Annotated in this window: 15 protein-coding genes and 1 riboswitch; of the genes, 11 read left to right on the forward strand and 4 right to left on the reverse strand. The window is 71.4% G+C overall.

Annotated features, from left to right (window positions below):
- Nucleotides 1-111 precede the first annotated feature (111 nt).
- The 5 genes from ACTVAJ_RS17810 to ACTVAJ_RS17830 all read left to right on the forward strand — a co-directional run bounded on the left by ACTVAJ_RS17810 (nt 112) and on the right by ACTVAJ_RS17830 (nt 10042).
- Nucleotides 112-3066, forward strand: a complete 2955-nt coding sequence (locus ACTVAJ_RS17810; RefSeq protein WP_470389302.1) for a sigma-70 family RNA polymerase sigma factor — start codon at nt 112-114, stop codon at nt 3064-3066.
- Between the two features lie 197 nt (nt 3067-3263).
- Nucleotides 3264-5012 carry an NYN domain-containing protein gene (locus ACTVAJ_RS17815; protein ID WP_470389303.1) on the forward strand — a complete coding sequence of 583 codons (1749 nt, stop codon included), beginning with the start codon at nt 3264-3266 and terminating at the stop codon, nt 5010-5012.
- A gap of 26 nt (nt 5013-5038) precedes the next feature.
- Entirely contained in the window at nt 5039-5608 is a 570-nt protein-coding gene (locus ACTVAJ_RS17820; RefSeq protein WP_470389304.1) for a hypothetical protein, read from the forward strand.
- 316 nt (nt 5609-5924) lie between these two features.
- Nucleotides 5925-6117: riboswitch (cobalamin riboswitch) on the forward strand.
- A 153-nt stretch (nt 6118-6270) separates the two neighbouring features.
- Nucleotides 6271-8826 (forward strand): ribonucleoside-diphosphate reductase subunit alpha, encoded by a 2556-nt coding sequence (locus tag ACTVAJ_RS17825; RefSeq protein ID WP_470389305.1) that lies wholly within the window; start codon nt 6271-6273, stop codon nt 8824-8826.
- Nucleotides 8753-10042: a ribonucleotide-diphosphate reductase subunit beta gene (locus ACTVAJ_RS17830; protein ID WP_470389306.1), complete on the forward strand. Its 1290-nt coding sequence runs from the start codon at nt 8753-8755 to the stop codon at nt 10040-10042. The genes ACTVAJ_RS17825 and ACTVAJ_RS17830 overlap by 74 nt, the downstream gene beginning before the upstream one ends.
- A gap of 171 nt (nt 10043-10213) precedes the next feature.
- Here ACTVAJ_RS17830 and ACTVAJ_RS17835 read toward each other — a convergent pair whose 3' ends face one another.
- Nucleotides 10214-10543, reverse strand: a complete 330-nt coding sequence (locus tag ACTVAJ_RS17835; protein WP_470389307.1) for a CU044_2847 family protein — start codon at nt 10541-10543, stop codon at nt 10214-10216.
- A gap of 72 nt (nt 10544-10615) precedes the next feature.
- On the opposite strand from ACTVAJ_RS17835, the gene ACTVAJ_RS17840 reads away from it, so the two are divergent.
- On the forward strand, nt 10616-10894 hold the full coding sequence (locus ACTVAJ_RS17840; protein ID WP_470389308.1) for a DUF397 domain-containing protein: 279 nt from the start codon (nt 10616-10618) through the stop codon (nt 10892-10894).
- Nucleotides 10895-10939: 45 nt separating this feature from the next.
- Here ACTVAJ_RS17840 and fxsT read toward each other — a convergent pair whose 3' ends face one another.
- Together fxsT and ACTVAJ_RS17850 are read right to left on the reverse strand one after the other, a co-directional pair.
- The gene (fxsT, locus tag ACTVAJ_RS17845) at nt 10940-14728 is read right to left on the reverse strand and encodes an FxSxx-COOH system tetratricopeptide repeat protein (protein WP_470389309.1); all 3789 of its coding nucleotides are present in this window, start codon (nt 14726-14728) and stop codon (nt 10940-10942) included.
- 207 nt (nt 14729-14935) lie between these two features.
- Nucleotides 14936-16825, reverse strand: a complete 1890-nt coding sequence (locus ACTVAJ_RS17850; RefSeq protein ID WP_470389310.1) for a S1 family peptidase — start codon at nt 16823-16825, stop codon at nt 14936-14938.
- Nucleotides 16826-17222: 397 nt separating this feature from the next.
- Between ACTVAJ_RS17850 and putP the strand changes: the two genes are divergently transcribed.
- The 5 genes from putP (at nt 17223) to ACTVAJ_RS17875 (ending at nt 22946) form a co-directional block, all read left to right on the forward strand.
- The gene (putP, locus tag ACTVAJ_RS17855) at nt 17223-18791 is read left to right on the forward strand and encodes a sodium/proline symporter PutP (RefSeq protein WP_470389331.1); all 1569 of its coding nucleotides are present in this window, start codon (nt 17223-17225) and stop codon (nt 18789-18791) included.
- 135 nt (nt 18792-18926) lie between these two features.
- Entirely contained in the window at nt 18927-19511 is a 585-nt protein-coding gene (locus ACTVAJ_RS17860; protein WP_470389311.1) for a putative glycolipid-binding domain-containing protein, read from the forward strand.
- A gap of 82 nt (nt 19512-19593) precedes the next feature.
- Nucleotides 19594-20433, forward strand: coding sequence for an ammonia-dependent NAD(+) synthetase (nadE, locus tag ACTVAJ_RS17865; RefSeq protein ID WP_470389312.1), 840 nt, complete (start codon nt 19594-19596; stop codon nt 20431-20433).
- Nucleotides 20434-20707: 274 nt separating this feature from the next.
- On the forward strand, nt 20708-22042 hold the full coding sequence (locus ACTVAJ_RS17870; protein WP_470389332.1) for an acyltransferase family protein: 1335 nt from the start codon (nt 20708-20710) through the stop codon (nt 22040-22042).
- Nucleotides 22043-22130: 88 nt separating this feature from the next.
- Entirely contained in the window at nt 22131-22946 is an 816-nt protein-coding gene (locus ACTVAJ_RS17875) for an alpha/beta fold hydrolase (protein WP_470389313.1), read from the forward strand.
- 69 nt (nt 22947-23015) lie between these two features.
- Here the strand turns inward: ACTVAJ_RS17875 and ACTVAJ_RS17880 are convergent, their stop codons facing one another.
- On the reverse strand, nt 23016-25004 hold the full coding sequence (locus tag ACTVAJ_RS17880) for a cation:proton antiporter domain-containing protein (RefSeq protein WP_470389314.1): 1989 nt from the start codon (nt 25002-25004) through the stop codon (nt 23016-23018).
- Between the last annotated feature and the right edge of the window lie 59 nt (nt 25005-25063).

A 25063-nucleotide genomic window follows, 5' to 3' on the forward strand; every position in this document is an offset into this window, starting at 1 on the left:
ACGGTGGCGTCCATGACGCCGATTGGGGATATTTTTTTCGGGGACCTTGTAAGTTCGACGCCGATCCGGCGTTTCTCCCAGCTGGCAGGGGATGTCGAGAAAGGACGCCGGGTGACCGACGCCGACGGCCATCACACAGAGGTACTCACTGGTGACGAAGAATTCATCAGGCGCGTACGAGGTGGCGACACCGCGGCCTACGGCGTGCTCTACGAACGCCACGCGGTCGCCGCGCGTGGTCTCGCGCGCCAACTCCTGCGGGGTGAGGCCGAGGCCGAGGACGCCGTCGCGGAGGCCTTCACCCGCGTGCTCAGTGTCATCCAGCGAGGTCAGGGCCCCACGGACTCCTTCCGTCCGTATCTGCTGACCGCCGTCCGCAACGCCGCCTACGACCGCGGGCGCGGTGAGAAGCGCCAGGTGGTCACGGACGACATGGAGAGCCTCGACCCCGGGCAGCCCTTCGTCGACCCCGCCCTGGCGGGACTCGAACGCTCCCTCATCGCCCGTGCCTTCCTCTCCCTCCCGGAACGCTGGCAGGCGGTGCTGTGGCACACCGAGATCGAGGGGGTCAAACCCTCGGAGGCCGCCCCCATCCTCGGCATGAACGCGAACGGCGTCGCCGCCCTCGCCTACCGTGCCAGGGAGGGCCTGCGGCAGGCCTACCTCCAGATGCACCTGGCGGGCGGGGGCGCCGCCGAGCCGTGCCGCCCCGCCCTCGGTCTGCTCGGTGCCTACGTCCGGGGCGGTCTGGCCAAGCGCGACACGGCCAGGGTCGGCGCGCACCTGGACGAGTGCGCCGACTGCCGCGAGGTGTACGCGGAGCTGATGGACGTCAACATCGGACTGCGCGGGACCATCCTGCCCCTGGTGGCCGGGGCCGGAGCGGCGGGCTACCTCGCCTCCGTCCCGGGCGGCGCCGTCACCGGCGCCTGGTGGGGCAAGATGTCGCGCGGTCAGCAGCAGGCGACAGTCGGCGCCACGGCCGCGGCCGGGGTCGCCGTCGCGGTCGCCTTCGCGCTCGTCGGCGGGCAGGAACCCCTGCCCGATCCGCCGACCGCGGCGCCTCCGGCCCAACCCGCCCCCCAGGACGACCCCCCGCCCGCCGACCCCCCGCCCGCCGAACCGCCGCCGGTGCTCCCGCCGCCCGCCGCCCCGGTCGCCGCCCCGTCCCCGGCCCAGGAGCCCGAGCCGGATCCCGTCCCCGAGGTCGTGCCGCCCGCCGACGTTCCGGAGGCCGAGGTCCCCGGGGCGGAGGCGCCGGAGCCCCGGTTCGCGGCGGGCATCGACCCGGTCGGAGCCCTGGTGCCCGACAGCGACGGGATCATGGTCATGGACGTGCGCAACATCGGAGCGGCCACCGTGGACGAGGTGGTCGCGCTCATCACGCTGCCGCCCGGGGTCGAGATGGTCTCCTCCGGCGGTGCGGGCAACGCCGTCCCCGGAGCGACCGGGCACGGGGACTGGAGCTGCTCGTCGGGCAGCAACGGCGGCCGCTGCGTACACCCGGGTCTGGAGGCCGGACAGGACAGCACGCAGTTCTTCGACGTCCGCGTCGCCGGGGACGCCGACACCGGGGTCCCCGCCACGGTGAGCCTGTCGACCGGCGACGTGTCCGTCACGGCGACGGGAGAGCGGGGAGTGAGCACCGACGGGGTGGCCGCGCGCTACGCGACGGCCGGTCGGGTCCGGACGGAGGCCGTCGGCAACGCCCTGATGACGTGTGTCGAACCGGAGCTCCCCGCAGCCCCGGAGATCCCCTGGCCGTGGCCCTGGCCCGTGCATCCGCACGACCACGGGCACGGGCATGGGCACGGGCACGACGACGACCACGGGCACCCGGGCGGCCACTCCGGCGAAGGCCCGGACGGGAGCGCTCCGGAGCTCCCCGCCCCCTCACCCGAGGCCGACACACGCCGTGCCCCGAGTGACGTTTCACCCGGTCTGGGACTGGAGTTGCCGTCTGGGGACACTGACGTTGTTGGGGATGATGAAGACGAAGGGCACGATGAGCGCTCTGGGGCCCCTGGTGTGACCGAGAGTGATCCTCCTCCGGGGGGCGCGGGGGTCGGCGGCCCGACAGCCGCAGACGCCGGTACCGGCGTCCCGGTCACCCCGGGTGCGTCCGCGCCCCCCGCGCCCCCCGGGGCGACCGAGGCCGTCCGGGGGGCGGGCACCGCGGAGGCTTCGGACCGTCCCGGGGGTGCGGAGAGTCCGGAACCCACGCCGCGCACGGGTGAGGGGACCGCCGGGGACGCCGGGGACGGGCCCTGCGCCCGGGCCCGGGCCCGGGAGGGGTCCCTGCTCGACAACGACCACTGGGAGATGGGTCCGCTCGACCGGGACCGGAACCCCGGCACCACCTCCTCCAGCTCCGCGACCTGGGACCTCCCCGAGGGCGGGAACGTGCGCTGGGCCGGTCTGTACTTCTCCGCGGCCGGGCAGCCGCAGTCGCCGACCGCACGGATCAAGGGTCCCGGGTCGGACGTGTACCGGACCGTCACGGCGGACGAGACCCGCTTCGCCGACCTGCCCGGATACCCCGCCTACCAGGCCTTCGCCGACGTCACCGACATCGTGCGCGCCCAGGGCGGCGGCGAGTGGTGGGTCGCCGACGTCCCCATGGTCCAGGGGCGCGGCGTCCACGCGGGGTGGAGCCTGGTCGTGGTGATGGCGGACCCCGGTGTCGGTTCCTACAACCAGGCGATGGTCCTGGACCACACCGACGTCGTCTTCCAGGGCGGTGAGTCGGGCTTCCCGGTGTCCGGGCTGCTGCCCGCGGCGGTGGCCTCCACCGTGGACGTCGTCGCCTGGGAGGGGGACATGGGGTTGACCGGGGACTCGGTGGCGGTGGACGGAACGGTCCTCGCGCCGTACGGCGCGCACGCGGGAGCGGACAACGCCTTCGCCAGCTCCGCGCGCGGGGCGGTCGGGGACCCCGCGGCGTTCGGGACGGACGTCGTTCGATTCGACGCAGTACTGGGGCGGGAATCGGATGTCCGAATCCGCTCCAGCCAGGACGCCGTGATGGTCGGTGCGGTCGTTCTGACCGCGCCCATGCGGACCTGAACCCCGACCCGGTATGACGTCGCGGTCACGCTGTGTGGAGTGCGCAAAGCCCGGGGCGGCCCGGATCCCCGCCCATGCGTAGCGTGACCGTAACCGTGGGTGTTCGCGGCCGGCACGCAAAACGAGACAGACTTGGCTAGGCTGTGGCCCGGTCATGGGTATGGCCCCAGAATCAACAGGGAAGGGGGCGGTGTCGCGTGGACCGCTGCGCGTTGTTCGTCGACGCGGGATACCTTCTCGCGGACGGCGCGATGGCCGTACACGGAACCCGCAACCGGGACTCCGTCTCCTGGGACTACTCGGGTCTCGTCCAGTTCCTCAACGAGGTCGCGCGGGACCGCACCGGTCTGCCGCTCCTGCGCTGCTACTGGTACGAGGCCGTCGCCGACGACCGGCGCACCCAGGAGCAGGACGGCATCGCCGACATCCCCGGCATCAAGTTCCGCGCGGCCCGCATCCGGCCCGGCCGCCGCGAGGGGGTGGAGAGCTACGTCCAGCGCGATCTCACCACCCTGGCCCGCACCGGTGTGCTGTGCGACGCCGTCCTGGTCAGCGGTGACGAGGACATGGCGTCCGTCGTCGCGGACGTGCAGGACCTGGGTGTCCGCGTCACGGTCGTGCACATCTCCGTCGAGGGCAACTGGACCATCTCCCGTGCCCTGCGCCGCGAGTGCGACGATCTCATCGAGATCGGCGCCGGCCACCTGCGCCCGCACGTCAACCTGCTCACCAGCGGCGGGTCCTCCCAGGAGAACGCGGCCAAGACCACGACGCCGTTCGCGAACGGCCGTGCCCGGTCGGCTCCCGAGGTCCCCCGTCAGCCGGTCGAGGCGCAGCCGGGGGGCAGCCGGGTCGAGCCCGCCGGGACCACCGGCGGCGGCCTGGACGGGATCTTCGCGGGAACCGGGCCCCAGCCCGTCCCGCAGGGCAGCGCCATGGATCAGTTGCGCGCGATGCGGCGGTCCCTCGCCCAACAGCGCGGTGACCACCTCGCCGGTCCGGCCACGGACACCCCGCCAGGTCCGATCGACGCCAACGGCTTCCCCTCGGGAGCCCAGACGCCCCTGAACGGTAACGGCGCCTACCCGGGCACGACACCGTCGGCCAACGGATCCGGCGGGCAGAACGGTCAGGCGGCCTACCACCCCGGCGACCAGCCGTTGCGGGGTGCGGAGCAGAACGGATACGGCCTGCCCAGCAGATCGGCCTCCGGCCAGCCGGGCGCCAACACCCATGCCGCGACCGGTTCCCAGCCGGCGTTCACGGGCGGCACCGGACCGCAGCGTTCGTTCGCCAACGGGACGGGAACCCAGCAGTCCTTCGCGGGCGGGGCCGACGTGCAACAGCCGTTCGCCAACGGGACGGGGCCCCAGCAGTCCTTCGCGGGGGGCACCGGGCCGCAGCGCTCGTTCGCAGCGGACAGTCCCCAGGGTCACGCGCCGCCGCAGAGAAGCGGGCCGCCACCCCAGGTGGACCCGCGGTTCGGGCCGACGGACAACCCAGGCTTCGGGGGTGCGAACGACGCAAACCCTACCTATGGGACCAGTACGGAAACTGACGCCGCGCGCCGCGGCGGGGCGGTTCCCGGATACGGGGCTCCGCCACGTACTGGTCCCGATCACGATGACCGTTTCGATCCTCGGGGGCACCAGGAACCCGGTCCCAGTCCTGGATATCCCCAGCAGACACGCGCCGCCACGCATACCGTTGACGATGCGGTGCATGTCGCACGCAAAGAAGGGAACGACTTCGCGGAGTCGATCGCGCGCGAGGCGCCCGTCCTGTGGGTCGAGGCGGTCCTCGCCCGGAGACCCCGGATGCCCTCCGATCTGGAGGCGCGTCTGCTCCAGGGCTCTTCGCTGCCGATTGACCACCTGTTGAGGGACGAGGTCCGGGACGGACTGCGCCAGGGGTTCTGGCAGGCACTGGAGCGCGCCAGGCCCTGATCGGCGCGCGGGAGTGCGAGTGGGGGATGGGGGCGATGCGGTTGACCCACGTGACGACGGCAGATCTGGACCGTATGGAGTTCCACGCCGTCCGGTCGGGTGAGCACGGCCCCGTCGCCGCCCAGCTGCAGGACCTGGCCAACCGGGTGGACGCCGGGAGCGAGATCACCCGCGCCGAGCTGTTCGTGCGCGCCGGGGAGCAGTGGGAGATCGCCCAGGAGTACGAGCACGCGTGCGCGGCCTACCAGCGGGCGATCGACGACGGCGGCCCCACGGTGATCGACGCGCGTGCCCTGAGTGCGGGCGCGCTGCTGCAACTGGACGAGCCCGAACGGGCCTACGCGCAGCTCAACCGCCTGGAGGGCGAGCCGTCGCTCGGGTTGGCCACCCACGTGCACGTGGCGGAGGTGCTCTACGCCCACGACGACCCCGGGGGCGCCGAACGCTGGGCGACCACCGGGATCCGCGAGTACCTGGACGTCTCCTCCCCGTACGTGCGGGACCTGCTCGACGAACTCCTGCGGATCCGGTTCCGCATCCGCACGGACCTGGGGCTGGAGGAGGACGACCTGGACGGCCTGTTGGACGGCGACTGACCCCGGGGCCGGGCCCTGTGCGGCGGGGCGGGCCCCGTCCCCGTCGGCGGCCTCTGGGGCGCGTCCGGGCGTGCCCCGCGACGCGGTCGTGAGCTTTCTGACGCGCCTGGTGCGTCACACCCCCCGGGGGCCCCTAGGCTGTGTCCGGTCGCGGTGGCGAACACCCCCGGATCGGTGTGCGAAACCCCCGTGAAGCTGATGGTTCGACGCGCCCCATACCACGTCTCGGGTGCGCCCTCAGCCACGGTCGCCGACCCTGGAAAATCGATGACACGCCATCATCTTGCGGTGTTCCAACGTCCCATCCCCTAGATGTAGTATCTCTCCCGCTGGTGGTTCACCCCTCAGGGGTGAGGCAAGAGGGAACCCGGTGTGAATCCGGGGCTGCCCCGCAGCGGTGAGCGGGATCGGACTGCGTCGCACACTGGACTCCCCCGAGTGACCCCCGGGGAGCGACGGTCAGGAGGGCGCCCGCGAGCCCGAGGACCTGCCGCCAGCGCGCACCGGAACGTGCGCCGACGACGGGGCTTCGAGGGCGGGCCACCGCGACCCACCGGTCACGTGACCACGCGCACTCAGCGTGTCGGCCCACCGGTGTGCCGTGGCCGTGTTTCTCGTGTCCCTCCCCGCCGGGACTCTTCTACCGAGGTTGGAGCCGCTGTATGACCCTTGACGTCGAGACCGTGCCCGCATCCGTTCGGCCCGAGCCGACCCACGAGGGCGCGCCCCCCGCCGCCGTCGACCGGATCGAGCACGTCGTAACCGAGGCCTGCGCGCGGCTCACCGGTGTTTCGGCGGACAAGGTCCTCACCGAGGCGCGTCGCGGGTTCTACCCCGGCATCTCGGACGCCGAGGTGGAGCTCGCCCTGGTCATGGCCGCCCGCAGCTTCGTCGAGGTCGACCCGGACTACTCCTACGTCGCCGCCCGCCTGCTGCTGGACAAGCTCCGCAGCGAGGCGCTCAGCTTCGTCGCGGGTACCCCGCAGGCCGCCAGCCAGTCCGAGATGGCCGACCGCTACGCCGCCTACCTGGCCGCCTACGTCGGCCGCGGCATCGACCTCGGCCAGCTCGACCCGGCCCTGGCCACGTTCGACCTGGAGCGACTGGGCGCCGCCCTGCGCCCCGAGCGGGACGAGGACTTCACCTTCCTCGGTATCCAGACCCTCTACGACCGCTACTTCCTGCACAGCGACGAGGTCCGCTACGAGCTGCCGCAGGCGTTCTTCATGCGCGTCGCCATGGGCCTGGCCCTGAACGAGGACGACCGCGACGCCCGCGCCATCGAGTTCTACGAGCTGCTGTCCTCGTTCGACTTCATGGCCTCGACGCCGACCCTGTTCAACTCGGGTACGGTGCGCGCGCAGCTGTCCTCCTGCTTCCTCACCACCGTCGGCGACGACCTCCAGTCGATCTTCCACGGCATCAGCAACAACGCGATGCTGTCCAAGTACTCGGGCGGCCTCGGCAACGACTGGACCCCGGTTCGCGGTCTGGGCTCGCACATCCGCGGCACCAACGGCAAGAGCCAGGGCGTCGTCCCGTTCCTGAAGATCGCCAACGACACCGCCGTCGCGGTCAACCAGGGCGGCAAGCGCAAGGGCGCGGTCTGCGCCTACCTGGAGACCTGGCACATCGACATCGAGGAGTTCCTCGACCTCCGCAAGAACACCGGTGACGAGCGTCGCCGCACCCACGACATGAACACCGCGAACTGGGTTCCGGACCTGTTCATGAAGCGTGTGGAGGAGGGCGGCTCCTGGATGCTGTTCTCGCCGGACGAGGTCCCCGACCTGCACGACAAGTACGGGGCCGAGTTCGCCCGGGCCTACACCCGCTACGAGGCCGCGGCCGAGGCGGGGCAGATCAAGGTCTTCAAGAAGATGCAGGCCGTGGACCTGTGGCGCCGCATGCTCACCATGCTCTTCGAGACCGGCCACCCGTGGATCACGTTCAAGGACCCGTGCAACCTGCGCTCGCCGCAGCAGCACACGGGTGTCGTGCACTCGTCCAACCTGTGCACCGAGATCACGCTGAACACCAGCGCCGACGAGGTCGCCGTCTGCAACCTGGGCTCGGTCAACCTGGCCCAGCACACCGGTCCCGACGGGCTGGACGCCGAGCGCCTGCGCCGCACCGTGCGCACCGCCGTGCGGATGCTCGACAACGTCATCGACGTGAACTTCTACACGATCCCCGAGGCGCGCCGCGCGAACATGCGCCACCGTCCGGTGGGTCTGGGCCTCATGGGCTTCCAGGACGCGCTGTTCAAGCTGCGCACCCCGTTCGCCTCCGAGGGCGCCGTCGACTTCGCCGACGAGAGCATGGAGCTGATCAGCTACTACGCCATCGAGGCGTCCATGGAGCTGGCGGCCGAGCGCGGTTCCTACGAGAGCTTCGACGGCTCGCTGTGGAGCAAGGGCGTCCTGCCGATCGACTCGCTGCGCGCGCTCGCCGAGGCGCGCGGCGGCGACCTGGACGTCGACCGGGGCGAGACCCTGGACTGGGACGCGCTGCGCGAGCGGGTGCGCACCACCGGCATGCGCAACTCCAACGTGATGGCGATCGCCCCGACCGCGACCATCGCCAACATCACCGGTGTGAGCCAGTCGATCGAGCCGGTCTACCGCAACCTGTTCGTCAAGTCGAACATGTCCGGCGACTTCACCGTCGTCAACCCGTACCTGGTCCGCGACCTCAAGGAGCGCGGCCTGTGGGACGACGACATGGTCTCGCAGCTGAAGATGCACGACGGCAGCCTGGGCGCCATCGACCGGGTCCCGGCCGACCTCAAGGCCCTGTACGCCACGGCCTTCGAGGTCGACCCGGACTGGCTGGTCGACGCCGGGTCGCGTCGCCAGAAGTGGATCGACCAGGCCCAGTCGCTGAACCTGTACATGGCCGCTCCGAGCGGTCGCAAGCTCGACGCCCTGTACCGTCGGGCGTGGCGCTCGGGTCTGAAGACCACGTACTACCTGCGTTCGCAGAGCGCCACCCACGTGGAGAAGAGCACGCTCAAGGGAACGGACGGGCGCCTCAACGCCGTGTCCGCCACCCCGGCCCCGGCTCCCGCCCCGGCGCCGAGCCCGTCGCCCTCCCCCTCGCCGAGCCCCAGCCCCGCCCCGAGCCCCGCGCCCACCGTCGCCGGTGAGGACGAGTTCGAGATCGTGGAGGGTCAGGCCTGCTCCATCGACGACCCCGAGTGCGAGGCCTGCCAGTAGGCCCGCCCGCCCGGGAGATCCGTGCCGAGGGGCCGTCCGCGCAGGTCGCGGACGGCCCCGCACCGGGCCTCCCCCAGACACCACGCACCACCAACGTCCGGCCCGGCCCGGAGACACGGAGAGCGACCGCAGCATGACCACAGCAGCCGACAGCAGCGCCAGCGCGACCAGCGGCCTCGGGGAGATCGAGCGCGACGCCGAGCGCGTCAACGTCGACGACAAGGCGATGATCAACGCCCGCGCCGACGTCAACCAGCTGCTCCCGCTCAAGTACACGTGGGCGTGGGAGAAGTACCTGGCGGGCTGCAACAACCACTGGATGCCGACCGAGGTCGCGATGCAGGCCGACATCGCGCTGTGGAAGTCCAAGGACGGCCTGACCGAGGACGAGCGACTGATGCTCAAGCGCAACCTCGGCTTCTTCGCCACCGCCGAGTCGCTGGTGGCCAACAACATCGTCCTGGCCGTGTACCGCCAGCTGACCAACCCGGAGTGCCGCCAGTACCTGCTGCGCCAGGCCTTCGAGGAGGCCGTGCACACGCACACCTTCCAGTACATCTGCGAGAGCCTGGGCCTGGACGAGGGCGAGCTCTTCAACATGTACCGGGAGATCCCGTCGATCACGGCCAAGGACGCCTGGGCGCTCAGGTACACGCAGAACCTGGAGGACCCCGACTTCAGGACCGGTACGCCCGAGGCCGACCAGGCGTTCCTGCGTGACCTGGTCGCGTTCTACGTGATCTTCGAGGGCATGTGGTTCTACACGGGCTTCGCGCAGATCCTGTCGCTGGGCCGCCGCAACAAGATGGTCGGCATCGCCGAGCAGTACCAGTACATCCTGCGCGACGAGTCGATCCACCTGAACTTCGGCATCGACGTGATCAACCAGATCAAGATCGAGAATCCGCACCTGTGGACCGAGGAGTTCCAGGCCGAGGTCCGCACGATGCTCACGGAGGCCTGTGAGCTGGAGGTCGCCTACGGCCGCGAGACCATGCCGCGCGGCGTGCTGGGCCTCAACGCGGAGCTGTGCGAGAAGTACATGCACTTCATCACCGACCGCCGCGCCGAGCAGATCGGGCTGGCGCCCATCTTCGGCGAGACGGAGAACCCGTTCCCGTGGATGTCGGAGATGATGGACCTCCAGAAGGAGAAGAACTTCTTCGAGACCCGGGTCATCGAGTACCAGACCGGCGGCGGCCTGGACTGGGACTGACCCGAACCGCCCGGCCCTCCCTCCCCGTCGGCGGAGGGGGCGGAGGGCCGATGCCGGAGGGGTCCGGCGGGCGCGACCGGACCCCGTCGCCCGACGGGCGGACGCGAGGGTGCCCCACCTCCTCGGAGGCGGGGCACCCTTCGCCGTGCCCGGGACGCCCGGGGCCCGGGATCACCCCGGGTTCGACCAGGTCATCCTGACGTTGAAGGTGGCCTCTCCGCCGCCCTTGACGACCACGGCGTCGGCCTCGGCGCTCACGTTCACCCCGAACTCGACCTCCGTCTGCGCGGGTGCGAAGGGGGACGAGGAGAGTTCCGTCAACTGTGCCGACACCGCCTCCCCGACCTTCCTGATCCGGAGCAGCACCGATTCGAGTTGGCTGTTGCCGAGCATCTTCGCGGGGTCCCTGGCGACGTTCGAGGCCCCCTCGCGTCGGACGGGCGCGGATTCGACGCTGATCACGGTGCCGTCGTCGGTGACGAAGTCGATCACTTTGTTCACGCGGACCTCACGTATTCATCGAGGGGGTATTGGTATTCCTGTCGGCGGGCGCGGAAAGTAAAATGATGGTACATGTCCGGAATAGGAGAGATTCCGCGGCCGTCCGAGCGGAGGAAACGGTGGGACGAACCAGTGAGGACCGGACGAGACAGCGCACCTACCACCTGGCGGGACGGTCGAGACGGCACCGGGTGGCGTAAGTCGTCGTGGTCCGATCGGGGCAATGGCTGTTGTGAGGCGTCCCTGGGGGAACCGGGGTGGGTGCACCTCCGTGACTCCCGGAACCCCGGCGGGTCGGTTCTGCGGGTCGAGGTGGGGGAGTGGCGGTCGTTGCTCCGGTCCCTGCCCTGAGGCCCGGTCGCCCCCGGGGCGGTCCCGGATCACGGACGCTGCGGCTCAGACCCTCATCGAGAGGATGTCGGTGTCCAGTCGGGTGAAGTCCGCCATCGTGGTCACGAAGCGGTGGTCCGGGCCGAACCGGGCCGCGTACAGGTCGCGTAGTCCCTCCCACTCCTCCTGAACGTTCTCCCCCAGTGCCCGACGGCTGATCAGCAGGTTGCGTCGGGCGGTGGTCAGGAAGAGGTGGTGCTCTCCCAGGGCCTCCTGGCACATCTCCACGCTCCTCGCGTCCTGGGCTCGGGCCTCCTTGAGCCGACCCAGCGCGAAGAGGTCGTTGCCCAGGTTCACCTCGATCGCGGCCAGGGTGATGCGCGAGTCCGGGAAGTGGCGGCGGATCCCCTCCCGGGCGGCTCGGTCGAGTTCGTGGGCCTGTTCGTACTTCCCCGCCACGCGGAACACGATCGCGGCGTTGGCTCTGGCGGCCCAGGGGAACAGGTGGTGGTCGGCGAACTCGTCGTCCACACGGGAGAGCAGGTCCTCGGCCAGTTCCCGGGCGGCCTCGACGTGGCCGGCGAAGGCCAGGTTCAGCATGTGGATGCTGTTGATGTGCAGTGTCGGGCGACTGTGCGGCCCGTACCGCGCGACGGTGTCCTCGTGCTCCCCGGCGGTCAGCTCCATGGCCAACTCGTGGTCGCCGAGCCTGCGGTGGATCACCGCGAGCGAGATCGGGATGTCCACGGTGTGGGTGCTGGCGTCCGCCACAGCGGCCTCGAACCGCCGCTGACTGTCCTCCAGGACGTTCTGGGCCTCCTCCAGGTGTCCGAGCGCCATGAGGCTGAGGCCGACGGACATCCGGGTGCGCAGCGTCGGGATGCCGTTCGGACCGAACAGGTACTCGCGCTGGTCAAGGGTACGGCGGTCCAGATCGAGCGCCTCCCGGAACCGGCCCAGACGGCGCAGGTTCACACTGATGTCGTGCGCGATGACCAGGGTCTTCTCGTCCTCCTCGGTGAACCGGGCCGTCCTGATCCGGTGGATCTCCTCGAACATGTCCAGGGCCCGTTGGTAGTGCCCGAGGTTGCTGAGCGCGATGGCCCGGGCCCGCTGGGCGTCCAGGGCCTCCTCGCTCTCCGGGCCCTCCAGCTCCGCCTGTTCGGTGTACATCCGGTCCGCCTCGGCGAACGCGGTCTCGTTCTCGCCCTGGATCCGGAGGATCATCGTGCGCAGCAGTTGGACCTGGAACCGCTGTCCCGTGTCGTCGTACCAGGACGCGATGGCGCGATCCGCCAGGTCCAGCGCGGACCGCTCGTCCCCGGTCTCCACGAGGTAGGTGACCACGTTGCGGACGAGTCCGCGGACCTGCGGGTCGTGGCTGCGCCAGGCCTCCGACGCCCGCACGTGCGTGAACAGCAGCTGGTACTCGTCCCAGTTCTGCGGCAGTTCGGGGCCGAGCGGGTCGCTCTGCGCCAGCAGGCGGTGGGCCAGGTCCCGGTAGCGCACACGCTCCTCGTCGCTGACCGTCCGCTGGACGACGGTCTGGAAGGTGACGTGCATCTGGAACGTGTGCTTGGTCCGGTCGAACTCGGCGAGACTGTGCCTGCTCACGTAGCGCAGCACCTTGGACAGTTCCATCTCGTTGCCCAGGATCCGGGCCAACTGGGGGTTGGAGCTCAGCCCCCGGGCCCGGTGGAAGAGGGTGCGCGACAACGGACGGGGGCCGAAGAACGAACAGAGCTGGACGAACTCGCGCACCATCTGCTTGGTCGCCCGGTCCGGACCCGTGCCGTGCCGGAGATCGTCGAGCTGCATGTTCCACGCCGCCGCGAGCGGGAGCGGGTACAGGTCGTCCGACTCCACGTTGGTGACGAGTTCGTCGAACTTGTCCTGGATCAGGGGGAGGAACTCCTCGACGCTCATCAGGGAGTCGCGAAGGTAGGCGCCGACCTGTGCCAGGGCGAGGGGGACGTGCTCCAGGAGTTCGGCGATGCGCTGCGCGTCCGGGGCGGCCTCCAGGCCGTGCGGGCAGATCTTCCGGAGCAGGGCGATGCTCTCCCGCGGGGTGAGGCTGGGGACGACCGCCCCCTCGCTCCGTCCGCTGGGGATCCAGCTCTGGTCGCGTGAGGTGACGATGATGTCGCCGGGTCCGTTGACGGGGATCTCGGCGCCGTCCAGACGGCCCAGGTCCGCCACGTCGTCCAGGACGAGCAGCCAGCGGCCGACCTCGGGGTCGGTCTCCAGGGCGTCGCGGACCCGCTGGGCCGTCTTCTCCAGGTTGCCGCCGTCCTCGGCCAGTCCGAGGTGCCTGGCCAGGTTGACGTAGGACTGGTGGACGTCGGTGACGCTGTTGGCGGGGATCCACCAGATCAGGTCGTAGCCGTCGCGGTAACGGTGCGCGTACTCGATCGCGATCTGGGTCTTGCCGATCCCTCCGCCACCCGCCAGCAGGTAGATCCGACTCACCGAATCGGACAGCAGGTCGTGGATCCGTCCGAGGATCTCCTCGCGCCCGGTGAAGTTCAGGTTGTGCGGTGGAACCCCGCGGAGCTTGGCGGGCGGGCGTGTCCGGGCACGCCTGTCCCTGGGTCGGTGGACGGCCAGGGGCTCCGAAGGGGTGGGGTCCGTTTCGGAGGTGCGGGTGTCGGTCACGGTCGGACTGGCATCCTCTCGGGGAGTCGCGGGAGGTGGACTGTGGGTGCCCGGATCGCCGGGGAGCTCCCCGAGCGCCGCGCGCAGGTGTTCGGCGAAGCGCCGATACTCCCCGGGCATCTCGGACAGGGCCGGGAGCAGGGCCCGTGCCAGGTCCTCCTCCCCGGCGAGTGCGTCGACCCGGGGCGCTCCGGTCTCGATCCTGGACAGCCACCGGAAGACGCGCGCGGAGTCCTTGAACTCGATGGCGAGCGCGTAGAACACCGAGCGCATGACGCTGAGGTCGCCGAACCGGCCGAGCAGGTTCCTGCGCACGCCGGGGAGGAAGTCCAGCGCGGGGGAGGCGGGGTCGTTCAGGTCACCCAGGGGACGGGTGGGGTCCATCAGATCGCCGCCGAACACCTCGGCGATCTCGGTGACGGCGGTGCGGGCCTCGCGCGGGGCGTGGGGGAGGTTCCGTTGGAGCAGCTCGGCGACCGGGAGGTTGACCGGAGCCTGGGTCAGGCGCACGGCGAGTTCACGCGCCCCGCGCGAGGCATGCGAGAGGAAGCGCGCGACGGGGTCGGGGTCCCAGGGAGCCGTCTCCGGTGGGCGCGTACCGGAGGGCGGCAGGACACCGACGTCCGCCTCCCAACCGGTCTCGGACCGGTTCACCACGGCGGTCCACGACGCGAGGGAGTCGGGTCCGAACTCCAGCATCGGCAGGACCGCGGCGTCCTCCGGGACGGCGCCGCCCCCGGCGTCGTTCGCGGTGTGCCTGGCGGCCCAGGAGGCGGGTGCCGACGGATCGGTCCCCGTCATGTACAGCGGTTGCGGCGCGAGAGGGCCCCGGGCCCAGACGGAGTGGTCGAGCAGGTGCAGGAGAGCGGTCGGCAGCCGGCTGGCGACCGAGGCCACCCAGGCGCGGAAGGGGCGTTGCCGCCAGCCCCGGTCCTGGGTGTCGGTGACGATGACGGCCGCCTCGATCCCGTCGGGCAGCGGATCGGAGAGCGGCCACGCGGCGCCGTGCCCGTCGGAGGTGTGCGCGGTGTGCCCGGCCTGGAACCGCACGACCGGTGATCCGACCCTTCCGGCGTGCTCGACCAGTTCGGCGACGTTGTCCCGGTGCAGGTCCATCAGGGGGGAGGAATCGACGAGAACGACCAGGCGGGACGGGCCGCCCGCCAGACTTGTGAGTGCGCTTTGGTATGTGTTCGACAACGTCGAACTCCTCCTGGAAGTCTCCTCCCATAATCCTGCCACGAGTCACCGACTTCTGCGATACGCCGTGCCCCGACTTGTGGACAGGGCCAGCTCGGGGTCAGCGTCACATTGCGGGATCGGAGTTCGCATTCTCGTTGTGTGCTGCCAAAAACTGTGAAGTATGAGAATTTTGTTGTCTTAAAATATATATGTAGGTTTCTGTTGCTATAAGTCATGTTTGTCTGTTTGTGGGTGGTCATGGTCCTGGACGGCCTGGCGCACGAGCCCGTCCCCGAAGTCGTCGTGGATGATGGCGATGTCGCGGCTCTCCGTGTCCTCCCGGGCCCGGTCGCGCAGGAACCTGGGCAGGCCGGAGATCGGTACACGCAGGTGCGGGTCGCGGTCCAGGAGCGCCTTGGCGAGGTTGCGGAGCGCCTGCCTGGGGCCGCGGATGACGGTGGGGATGCCCTGGTGGAGCGCCGAGTCGTAGACGTGTCGGACGTCCTCGTCGTCCGACTCGGCGACGCAGACGGTGACGTTCGCCTGTCCGAGGTGGTGCACCACCTCGCTCACCTGCGAGTTCCAGGTGAGCAGGACGTTGCGGTCCGTCACCAGCGTGTCCGACCTCTGCAGTTCGCAGTTGCGCCGCCACTTGTTGGGGAGCGCCCCCAGGTAGTGCGGCGACTGGACGCGTTCCCGCACGTGGTAGACGATCTCGTACATCGCCCCCAACCTCGGCGGGTGCTTGAGCAACTCGCGGTGTGTGGCGGCCTGTCCGAGGTTGAGGTGCAGCAGGTCCCTGGGGAGGAGGAAGCGCAACCGCAGCGACTCCTCGTTCGGCGTGACCAGCCTCTGGAGTGCGGCGTCCCCCATGATGTCGCCGATCTCGTCGAGGATGTCGACCCTCCCCACCACCTTCGTGCCCTGGGGCAGCAGCCGGTAGCCGTCCTCGTCCAGGTGGGCGATGCCGTGGGACAGCCGGTAGCCGCCGGTCACCGGTTCCAGGTCGAAGAGCACCGCGGTGTCCGGCTGCGCGGACGCCGCCGACCCGTCGACCGCGGCACCGTCCGGTTTCCTGTGCCTGAGCAGCCGCTGCTCCCGGTTCCGGACGAGGATCTCCTCCCAGTCGCGCCCCAACGGGTGCGCCTCCTGGCGGATCCACGGCCAGACCGTCGGGGGGAGCGGCCGCCGGGTCCGGATCTCCTGGTACACGTGGTGCACCCAGGCGACCCGCGGCGGCGGTTCCCCGGCGGGCGGGACCAGGTCCCACAGGGCGGTGAGGACGCGCCAGGCGGTGCCGCCGGACCCCTGTCGCCTGACCCTGCGCAGCTCCCGGGGGCGAAGGAGTGAGTCGGGCGCGACCTCGTCGGCGGGGACGGAGTCCAGCAGGTCGTGCAGTCTGGCGTACGCCTCCCGCCCGCACAGGGACTCGTCCGCCAGACGCTGCACCGACACACCCCCCTCGTCGCCCCCCTCCCGGAGGAGTTCGACGACCGGGAGGTAGAAGGAGATCCCCGACGTCTCGCCCGGCCCGTCCGACGGGTACTGGTGGTTCTTCTGCATGATCCCCACGAGGTCGCCCGTCTCGGTGCGGACGGCGCATCCGCTGAACCCGCCGGTGATCAGGGCGGACCGCCACTTCGGCGTCTCGACCTGGTGGGTGCTGTCGGTGGGCCCGCCTCTGCCCTGGTAGGTCACCGAGGCCTGGAGGGACCGGCTGCCCGCCGGGTAGCCCGTGATGTGGAGCTCCTGCCCCGCGGGCACGCGGGCGGTGCTCAGCTGGGGGAAATGGGTGTCGGGCAGTCCCGGCCCCGAGAGCCTCAGCGCGGCCAGGTCCCGGCTGTCCCGGCCGGCGGACCACAGCTCGGGGAGGACGACGGCCTCCCACACCCGGTCGTCGAAGGACGCCAGCCGCACCGCGGTCGCCGGTCCGGGGAAGTCCTCCTCGTCCTCGTAGCGGCCGAGCGCCACGTTCACGACGTGCGCGCACGTCACGAGGAGGCTGGGCGACACGAGGATGGCGCCGCCGACGACGTCGTCCGCGAAGTCGAGCATCCGCATCTGCCAGGGCGGTTCGTTGCGTTGCAGACCGCTCGGGGGGTGGGGGCTGGGCACGATCCGGGAACCTCTCTCGCATCCGTTGTGCCCAGAACTGTTCCCCGTCGGGTCGGGGCGAATCGCGGCGGCCCGCGGGGCGGGGAGAGGCGGGCGGAGGGAGGGAGGGGGCGCCGTCCCGGACGGGTGACGACGCGTACACGCTCGGGTGATCCCAAAGATCCCATCACGGGTTGTCGATTATGTTCGACCGGACAAACGCAACCGCCCCAGCGTGGTGAGCGGAACAATCATGCCTGGTCAAAGACTCGGCTAGGTATCAAAGAGGTGATGTTCCACCAACGGGCGTTGTGACTCGTCGAACACGGGGTCATGATCACCCACATACTTCATAAGCAGCGCGTAAGGGTCACGACCGCGCGCGTCTAGGAAAGGAGGGGACGTCTTGAACGGCTCCATGCTCGGTTCGGTGGTGACCTTCGCGGTGTATCTCGCCGTGATGGTGGGCATCGGCCTCTGGGTGTACCGGCGCACCGTCTCCCAGTCCGACTTCGTGCTCGGTGGTCGGCAGCTCAACAGCTGGGTCGCGGGCCTCAGCGCCAACGCCAGCGACTTCAGCGGGTGGCTGCTGCTCGGCCTGCCCGGCGCCATCTACGTCTCCGGTCTGGGCGAAGCCTGGATCGCGGTCGGCCTGGCCTGCGGTTTCGCGGGAAGCTGGATCCTGCTCGCGCCCCGCCTGCGCGTGTACACCGAACGCGTCACCGACGCCCGGACCGGCGGTGAATCCGACTCGCTGACCCTGTCCTCCTTCCTGGAGAACCGGTTCAACGACCCGACCCGTCTGCTGCGCGGTGTCTCGGCGGTGCTGATCGTCGTCTTCTACTTCTTCTACGTCGCCTCCGGCCTGGTCGCCATGTCGGCCCTGTTCGACCAGGTCTTCGGCCTCGACCCCGTTCCCGCCATCGCCATCGGCGTCGGCATCGTCGTCCTCTACACCGTGCTGGGCGGCTTCCTCGCGGTCTCCTACACCGACGTCGTGCAGGCCGTCATGATGTGGCTCGCCCTGCTCATCGTGCCGATCATGGCGATCGTCGCGCTCGGCGGCTTCGGCGGCCTCACCGCCGGCGTGGCCGAGCAGAGCGACGGCCTGCTGTCCGCCGTCGGCGGCACCTCGCTGAACCCGGAGACGCTCGCCTGGGAGAGCACCGACACCCTCGGCTGGGTCGTCATCGTCTCCGGCCTGGCCTGGGGCCTGGGCTACTTCGGCCAGCCGCACATCCTCGCCCGCTTCATGGGCATCCGCTCGGTCAAGGACATCCGCCACGCCGGGATCGTCAGCGTCTCCTGGGCCGTGACCGCCATGGCGCTGGCCCTCGTGGTCGGTTTCGTCGGCATCGCCTACTTCGAGACCCCGCTGGAGAACCCGGAGCAGGTCTTCCCGCAGCTCATCGAGGCCATGACGCACCCGCTGGTCGCGGGCGTCCTGCTGGCGGCGATCCTCGCCGCGGTCATGAGCACCGCCGACTCCCAGCTGCTGGTGGCCGCCTCCGCGCTCACCGAGGACGTCTACCGGGGCTTCGTCTCGCGTGACGCCGACCCGCGTGTCCTGCTGTGGATCAGCCGCGGCACCGTCGTCGCCGTGGCGCTCGCCGCCGCGGGTATCGCCCTCTGGGGCAACAGCTCGGTCATGGACCTGGTCGGCTACGCCTGGGCGGGCTTCGGCGCGGGCTTCGGCCCGGTGCTGCTGCTCGCGGTGTTCTGGAAGCGCATGACCTGGGCGGGTGCGCTCGGCGGCATGGTCGTCGGCGGCGCCACCGCGATCATCTGGGACATCATCGACAGCAACTACCTGGGCACCGGGCTCTACGCGATGGTTCCGGCGGTCATCCTCGCCGTCGCCGCCATCTTCCTGTGCAACGGCCTCGGCCGGGTCACCGGCGCGATGGCGCAGGACTTCGAGCGTATGGAGGCCGAGGTCAAGGGTGCCGCGGTCAGCGGCGACGGCTCCGTGGGCAAGGCCGGCTGACCGGTCGGCGGACGGCCCCTGCACCACCGGACGGCCGTGTCCTGCGCACCACCCGTGATCCGGGCCCGTACCGCGCGTCGGTACGGGCCCGGACCCGTCTGGCGTGGTGACCGCGCGGAACGGTAGAACGGTGACATGTCGTCACTGACGGAACACCCAGCCGCGTGGACCCGGACCGACGTCCCCGAGGGGCTCGGCCTCGGCGCCCTCCTCCCCGAGCCCGACGGCTACCGGCTGGAGGCCGGGGAGGTCGTCGTGGAGGGCGACGAACGCTTCCTCACCCGGTTCACGGTCCGCACCGACCTGGCCTGGACGACGCGGGAGGTCCGTGTCGAGGTGGTCACCGCGCGGGGCGCGGAGTCGGCCGTGCTCACCTCGCAGGGCGGCACCTGGGCCGACGGCGAGGGCAGACCCAGACCCGACCTCGTGGGGTGCCTGGACACGGACGTCGCGGCGACCCCGCTCACCAACACCCTCCCGATCCGGCGTCTGGGCCTGAACCCCGGCGAGTACCGCGACATCGCGGTGGCCTGGATCGACATCCCCTCCCTGCGGATCCGACGCGTCCGGCAGCGGTACACCCGCCACCCGCCCGAGGGCGGTCTGGAGCGCTACACCTACCGCGACCCCCTGCGCGGCGAGTACCGGTTGTCCGTGGACGCCGAGGGGCTGGTCGTCGACTACGAGCGGTTCGCCCGGCGGGTCGGCCCCCAGGTCTGAGCCCCGTACCCCGGGGTGCGCGTCCCGCACCGGACCGGCGATAATCGGCGGGGCACACCCACCACACCCACAGGGGACCGCAGTGACCGAAACCGAGCTGAGCCAGGCCCGCCGCGAGATCATCCGCGACCTCGACGTTCCCGGGCGCTTCGACGTCCACGCCGAGATCGAACGGCGCGTCTCCTTCCTCGCCGAGCGCCTGACCTCCACCGGGGCCGCGGCGCTCGTGCTCGGTATCAGCGGTGGCGTCGACTCGCTCACCACCGGCCGCCTCTGCCGCCTCGCCGTGGACCGCGCCCGCGCCGCCGGGCACACAGCGGAGTACGTGGCCATGCGCCTTCCCTACAAGGTCCAGAAGGACGAGGAGGACGCCACCCGCTCCGTCGGGTTCACCGCCCCCGACCGCTGCCTCACCGTCGACATCGGCCCGGCCAGCGACGCGATGGCGGACTCCCTCACGGCCTCCGGGATGTCCTACGCGAGCGTGTCCGCCGAGGACTTCGTGGTCGGCAACGTCAAGGCCCGCCAGCGCATGATCGCCCAGTACGCGGTCGCGGGCGCTCTCGGCGGCCTCGTCGTCGGCACCGACCACGCGGCCGAGGCGGTCACCGGCTTCTTCACCAAGTACGGCGACGGCGGGGTCGACCTCGTGCCGCTGACCGGTCTGACCAAGCGTCGCGTGCGCGCCGTGGCCGCCGCGCTCGGCGCCCCCGACGACCTGGTGAACAAGGTGCCCACCGCGGACCTGGAGACCCTGTCGCCGGGCAGGCCCGACGAGGAGGCGCTCGGCCTCACCTACGAGCAGATTGACGACTTCCTGGAGGGGCTGCCGGTCGCCGAGCACGTCGAGACGGCGCTCGTCGACCGCTACCGCGCCACCGCGCACAAGCGCGCGCTGCCCACTCCGCCGCCCGCGGCCTGAGCCGCCGCTCCGCCGCCGGTGGTGTCAGCACCACCGGCGGCGGGTGGGCGGACCGCCCGGCGGAGAGTGGAACCAGAGCCATCGCGGCGCACCCCGCCGCGGACCTAGGGTCGTGTCCGACGACGCACCGGCGGGGACGGACCCCCTGCGCCCCAGCCGAGGCCCGTCGGACCACGTGTCGTCGCCCCCTGAGCCCGGTCGGCACGACATCCCCTCCACCGCGCGGCGCCCGCACGCTCCCGCGGTGGACACGACCCGGGAGCGACCGATGGCCATGACCCTCCGACCGAGCACCAGGGGCGGGACGCCGGTCCTGCCGGCGCCCCCGCCCGCACTCCCCGACACCGGACTCCGCCCCGGCGACCCCTCGGCCGGGCACGGCCGGGACCGCTTCCTCGACGTCCTCCGTCTGCTGGTCATGGTGCTGGTCGTCCTCCAGCACTGGTGGTTCCCCGTGCTCGGCGGCGGTCAGGGGGGCCTGTCCACCGACAGCGTGCTCTCCGTGCCCGGCGCGTCCGCCATGACGTGGGTCTCCCAGGTCATGCCGCTGATCTTCTTCGTCGGCGGCGCGGCCAACCTCATCAGCTGGCGCTCGGCCTCCTCCCGTGGCGTCGCGCCCACGACCTGGGTGGCGCGGCGGCTGCGCAGGCTCGCCTGGCCGGTGGTCCCGCTCGTCGCGGTGTGGATCGCCGCCGCCCACCTGCTGGCCCTGGGCGGGGTTCCGGAGCAGCCGTTGTCGGTCGCCGCGGACGCCGCCGGGCTCGTGTTGTGGTTCCTGGCCGTGTACGTCCTGGTGGTCGTGGCGACCCCGGTGCTCCTCCCGCTCCAGGACCGGTTCGGCTGGCGGGTGGCGGCGGGGCTGTTCGCCGGTGCGGCCGTGGTCGACCTGGCCCGTTTCGCGACCGGGACGGACGCGGTCGGCTACGCGAACGTGGTCTTCGTGTGGCTGGGCGTGCACCAGCTCGGTCTCCTGTACGGAGCGGGGGACCTGCGCCCGCGCCGGGCGGGGGCACTGGCGGCGGGCGGCGCGGTCGCGGCGGCGGCCCTGATGCTGACCGGGTGGTACTCGCCGAACATGACGGGTGTGTTCGCCATGGAGGCCTCCAACGCCGGTCCGCCGACCCTGGTCCTGGCCGCGCTCGGTGCCGTGCAGGTCGGGGCGGCGGTTCTGCTCCGCCGACGGATCCGCGCCTGGGCCGACCGCCCCGGTCCCGCGCGTGTCCTGGACGGGGTCTGCCCGAAGCTGATGGCGGTGTACCTGTGGCACATGGTCCCGGTCAGCCTCGTCGCCGGGGTCCAGGTGTACGCCCTCCGGATCGACACCCCCGAGCCGCTGACGGCGGCGTGGCTCGGGTGGGGGCTGGCGGGGACGGCGGCACTGCTGCCGCTGACCGCCGCGCTGGCCTACCTCGCGGCGCGGTTCGAGACGCCCCCGGCACGGCTGTGCGGGGTGCCGGGCCCGCTTCGCGCGCTGTCGGCGGCGGCGCTGGTCGGCGGGGGGGTGGGTGCACTGGTGGCGGCCGGACTCGGTACGGGGTGGACACCCGTGCTCGGCCTGGCGGCCGTGGTGGCCGGTCTGCTGCTCACCCGGGGGCCGCGGCCCGCCTGAGGCGCACTCGGTGTCCGGGCGGTCGGTTCCCCGCGTTCCGGGCACGTCGTGTGGCCCGGAAGGGGCCGGGAGGGGTAGACCGGTGAACATGGATCCCGCACGTATCGCGTTCGAGCGCCGCGGCACCGGGCGCCCGCTGGTCCTGCTGCACGGTCTGGGGGACCGGCGGCAGTGCTGGCGCGCGGTGTCCGCCGCGCTCGCCGGGGAGTACGAGGTGGTCTGTGTCGACCTCCCCGGCTTCGGGGCCTCTCCGGCACCGGAGCCGGGCGCGCCCTACGACGTCGGGACGCTGACCGACGCGGTCCAGGGGTTCTGCGCGTCGCGCGGACTGGAACGGCCCCACCTCGCGGGCAACTCGCTCGGCGGAGCGGTCGCCCTGGAGCTGGGGGTGCGCGGGGCCGCCGCTTCGGTGACCGTGTTCTCGCCCGTCGGGTTCTCCGCCGCGCTCTCCCGGTCGGGGATCCGCGTGCTCGGTGCCGCCGCACGTCTGGCCGCCCGTGTTCCGGCGCCCCTCAAGGAGCGGATCGCCGACAGCGCCCCGGCCCGGGCGCTGGCGCGGGCGGTCCTGCGGGGGAACCCGTCCGCGCCCGAGGCCGGGTCGGTCCGGTTCGGGGCCGACGCCCTGGAGCCGGGGTCGCCCTTCGTCCGGATGATGCCGAGCGTCGCCGGGTACGCGTTCACGCCCCGCCCCCTCGACTGCCCGGTCACCATCGCCTGGGGCGACCGGGACCGGACGCTGCTGCCGTCCAGCGCCGTGTACGCCCACCAGCGGGTGCCGCACGCGCGCATGGTGTCGCTGATCGGCAGCGGGCACATCCCCATGGCCGACGATCCGCGCACGGTCGCCGAGCACATCAGGTGGACCTGCCGTGCCGCCGACCGGGACCGGGTGGTTCCGGGCTGAGCCGGGACCGGGTCCCGCGCCCCGGAACGGTCACCCCCGGGGGCACCGTGCCTCCCGGGCGAACAGAGCTCACGCCCCGGTCGGGGTCTGCGCGCTGTGGACCAGGTGCGCGTCCAGGACGCACCAGGCCCAGTCGTCGCCCGGCTCGGCGGAGAACATGACGGGGTGGCCGAACCCGGTCGCGTGCGCGCTGGCGTGGCGGCCGGGGGAGTCGTCGCAGCAGCCCACGAAGCCGCATCCGGCGCAGATCCGCAGGTGGACCCAGTCGCGCCTGCCCTTACGGAGGCAGTCGGTGCAGCCGGGGCTCTTGGGGAGGACGGGCGGGAGGTCCTCCATGTGCGCGCACGCGGTCTCGGGTTCGGGGAAGAACCGGGTGATCACGGTCGGGTCGGGGTGACCGCGGTGCGTGTGGTCGATGCCGAGGAGGTCCAGGACGGTTCCGCCCAGCGGCTCGGTCGCCGCCCGGTGCGGGTCCACGATCCGTTGGACGTGCGCGTCGTACAGACCCGTGATGTCCGGTGAGTCCGTCGGGCGCACCACGATCGGTACGCCCGGTGCCAGGCCGTTGAGGATGTGGGCGATGTGCGTGGCCTCCTCGGACGCGTTCTCCGCGATGACGATGAGCCGCACGCGGTCCATGTCGATCTCGTGCAGGACGCTGGCCTTGGTGACCTCGCCCCGCACGACGGTGTGGCCGAAGTTCTCCGCCTCGGCCGCCAGGTCGGGGCTGAGCGTGGTCACCGTCGACGGGACACCGTTCGCGTTGAGGTAGGCGCCCAGGTTCCGGGCGACCGGCCCCCATCCGGCGAGCAGGACGCGGTCGCGCGTGTCGCCGGCCTCCTCGACGGGTGCGGCTGCGGGGGCGCCCGCCCTCTCGGGCAGGCGGCGGGAGATCGCCTCGCCGAGCGCACCGAGCGCGGGTGTGAGGGTCATCAGGGCCACGGTGACGGCGACGAGGAGCTGGCCGCCCTCGGCGCCCATTCCGGCCGGGGAGAGCCCGTACTCGGCACCGGAGCGCTGGAGCACGAAGGAGAACTCGCCGATCTGCGCGAGCAGGAAGGCCGACGCGACGGCGGTGCGGGCACCCACCCGCAGCGACGAGACCGCGACGAAGGTGGTCCCCACCTTGACGACCACGACCACGGCCGCGGCGAGCAGGACCATCCACCACAGTTCGGCCAGGACGGACACGTCGAGCAGCATGCCGACCGACACGAAGAAGACGGCGCTGAAGATCATCTGGAGCGGCATGATCTCGCTGAGCGCGTGGGCGCTGTGCCGCGACTCGCTCAGCACCATGCCCGCCAGGAAGGCGCCCAGGGCGTTGCTGACCCCGGCGAGAGAGGTCAGGTAGGCCACGCCGAGGGCGATGGCCACCACCGTCAGCAGGAAGATCTCCGGCGAGCACAGCCGCGCGATGCGCTCCAGCAACGGCGGCATGACCTTGCGCGCGACCACGATGACGGCGGTGAGCACCAGGGCCGCCGTTCCGAGGGCCCGGGCGATGCCCCAGGCCCCGCCGCCCTCGCCGCCCAGGATCGGGATGAGCATGACCATGACGATGATGGCCAGGTCCTGGAGGATGAGGGTGCCCACGGACGCCTGGCCGACGGGACGCTGCGTGATCCCCTTCGCGGCGATCACCTTGAGCACGATCGCCGTGGAGGAGAGCGAGACCAGGAACCCGGTGAAGACGCCGACGCGCCAGTCCAGGCCGAACAGCAGGCAGATCCCGGTCACGACCGCGGTGGCCAGCAGGACCTGGAGCGTTCCGCCGCCCAGGACGAACCGCTTGATCCGGGCCAGGCGTTCGATGGAGAACTCCACCCCGATGGTGAACAGCAGCAGCATCACGCCGATGTCGGCGGCGGCCTCCACCTGGGCCTCGTCGGCGACCACCCCGAGTTGGTGCGGGCCGATGAGGACGCCCGCGAGGAGGAAGCCCACGATCGGGACGACCTTCAGCCGGACGAAGAGCGCGCCGATCAGCCCCGCCGCGATCAGCAGCGTGACGATCGGTCCGAGATAGACGGGGGTCTCCCCCGCGGCGAGCATCATCAAGCGCCTCCTTCACCCTGCCTGGTCCCGGTACGCCGGGCGGCCGCCGCCCGACCGGT

The sequence above is a fragment of the Nocardiopsis sp. KDC1DS13DA1 genome (genome assembly GCF_055632325.1).